The organism is Mesorhizobium sp. M7A.F.Ca.MR.148.00.0.0 (genome assembly GCF_003997735.1).
Lineage (GTDB): Bacteria > Pseudomonadota > Alphaproteobacteria > Rhizobiales > Rhizobiaceae > Mesorhizobium.
On record NZ_RZTB01000276.1, the window covers coordinates 294 to 1,332 of the forward strand.

At 59.6% G+C, this 1,039-nt stretch carries 1 pseudogene (running past one end of the window); it reads left to right on the forward strand.

What is annotated here, in order from left to right:
- Nucleotides 1-952 (forward strand): annotated as a pseudogene (locus tag EOB49_RS33895) (hypothetical protein) (its annotated part extends 293 nt beyond the left edge of the window); the annotation flags it as partial.
- Between the last annotated feature and the right edge of the window lie 87 nt (nucleotides 953-1,039).

A 1,039-nucleotide genomic window follows, 5' to 3' on the forward strand; every position in this document is an offset into this window, starting at 1 on the left:
CGATGTGACCGGGTCGATGGGGCCGAATGCATGGGCCAAGACCAACAAGATCGCTGACTTACAAAATGCCGCTTCCGGGGCTGTCAGCGATCTTCTGGACAACAACATCGATGCGAAAAACCCACGCGTGCGTGTGGCGATCGTTCCCTATGCCGAAGCGGTGAATACCGGCGGTCTCACTGACAGCGTCTTCGTCGAGGCGAGAGGCGGGACGGATTTGCCGCCGCCTGTGGATGCTCCGGTTTCGGCGTCGGTGACGCCCGCGCCGGACAAATGTGCCACGGAACGCAAAGACAAGGATGGCTATGCCGACACGTCATCCGACGGGCCTTACACGTCGCGGTGGGACAACAACGGCAAAGAGTATCTGGCTAGAATCAATCGGGATGATCACATGAGAACATGCCCGACACCGGAGCTTATCCCGTTGTCGGCCGACGAGGAGAAACTGCTCGATACGATCGACGATTTCAGCGCGGCTGGCGTGACCGCCGGCGGCATCGCGGTGCAGTGGGGCTACTACATGCTTTCGCCCTCGTGGCGCCCGACGATCGTCAATGCCGGGCTCGGTGCGGGTCCCGCCAATTTCGACAAGAAGAAAGTCGCCAAGGTCGCCATCCTGATGACGGACGGCCAGTTCAATACAGCGTTCGCTGGTGGTCGCGGTGCGCCGAAATCACAGAACGCCGGCCAGATGTCGCGTGGCAATGCCGAAGGCATCTGCGACGCCATGAAGCGCGACGGCATCGAGATATACACGATCGGCTTCGACCTGAACGATCCGACCATGACGGCGACCGAACGGGACCAGGCGAAAAGCGTGCTCCAGGATTGCTCCACGGCGGATACATCCTCGTTAAAGCACTACTACGAGGCCGCAACCGGTGTGGAACTGAAGCAGGCGTTCGATGACATCGTCCGGAACATCGAGAAGGTAACCGTTGCCAAATAAGCTATCGAGAACTGCGATTCAGTCGTAATCCGCAAACGGAAAAGGCCGCCGCTTCTTTCGAAGCCGGCGGCCTTCCGTGTTTCCGTC